1 protein-coding gene is annotated in these 951 nt (G+C 78.2%); it reads left to right on the top strand.

Annotated elements, in window-relative coordinates; genetic code table 11:
- A partial coding sequence (mnmC1, locus tag C667_RS23350; RefSeq protein ID WP_004390395.1) for an FAD-dependent 5-carboxymethylaminomethyl-2-thiouridine(34) oxidoreductase MnmC1 occupies positions 1-951 on the top strand: 951 nt, incomplete at both ends.

Here is a 951-nt window from a genome sequence, read left to right as displayed (position 1 = left end):
GGCTGCACCGTGGCCGAGCGCCTCGCCGAGCGCGGCTGGACGGTGGCGCTGATCGACCGCGCCCCTGCGCCCGCGAGCGGCGCCTCGGGCAACCTCGCCGGCGTGCTGCGCCCGCTGCCCAGCCTGGACGACAACCGCATGAGCCGGCTCACCCGCGCCGGCAGCCTGTACGCCTGGCGACGCATCCACCAGCTGCGCGCACGCAGCCTGGCGCTGCGCGCGGACGACTGCGGCGTGCTGCACCTGGGGCGCGACGCCACGCAGGAGGCCAAGATGCGCGCGGTGGTCGAGCGCCTCGCGCTGCCGCCCGAGCACCTGCGCTTCGTCGGCATCGACGAGGCGGCGGAGCTCGCCGGCTGCGCGGTCGCCAATGGCGGCTGGTGGTTCGCCGGCAGCGGCTGGGTGCAGCCGCCCAGCCTGTGCGCGGCCAGCCTGGAGGCTGCGGGCGGACGCGTGCGTGGGCACTTCGGCCAGACCGTGGCGCGGCTCGGGTACGAAGGCGGCGCCTGGCACGCGCGCGGGCCCGACGGCAGCACGATCGCGAGCGCCCCCGTGGCGATCCTCGCGCCCGGCACCGGCATCGCCGGCTTCGAGCAGGCCAGCCTGCCGGTGGCGAGCGCGCGCGGCCAGGTCTCCCATCTGCCCGCGGTCGCGGATAGCGCGCCGCGGGTGGTGGTGTGTCGCGGCGGCTACGTGAGCCCGGCGGTAGACGGCCTGCGCTGCGCCGGCGCCACCTTCGCGGTGGACGACCCCGACCCCGGCCTGCGCCCCGAGGACCACGCCGAGAACCTGCAGCGCCTCGCGGCCATGCTGCCGGGCTTCGTCGCCGCCCCGGCCACGGACCTCGACCCCGCCCGGCTCGATGGCCGGGTGGGTTTCCGCCCCGCCTCGCCCGACCGCCTGCCGATGATCGGCGCCCTGCCCCTGCCCGCTCCGGCGCCCCTGGCCGAC

The organism is Thauera phenylacetica B4P, from assembly GCF_000310225.1.
Lineage (GTDB): Bacteria > Pseudomonadota > Gammaproteobacteria > Burkholderiales > Rhodocyclaceae > Thauera > Thauera phenylacetica.
The sequence above is the reverse complement of the archived record's forward strand: the minus strand, read 5'-3'. Positions and strand labels throughout refer to the sequence as shown.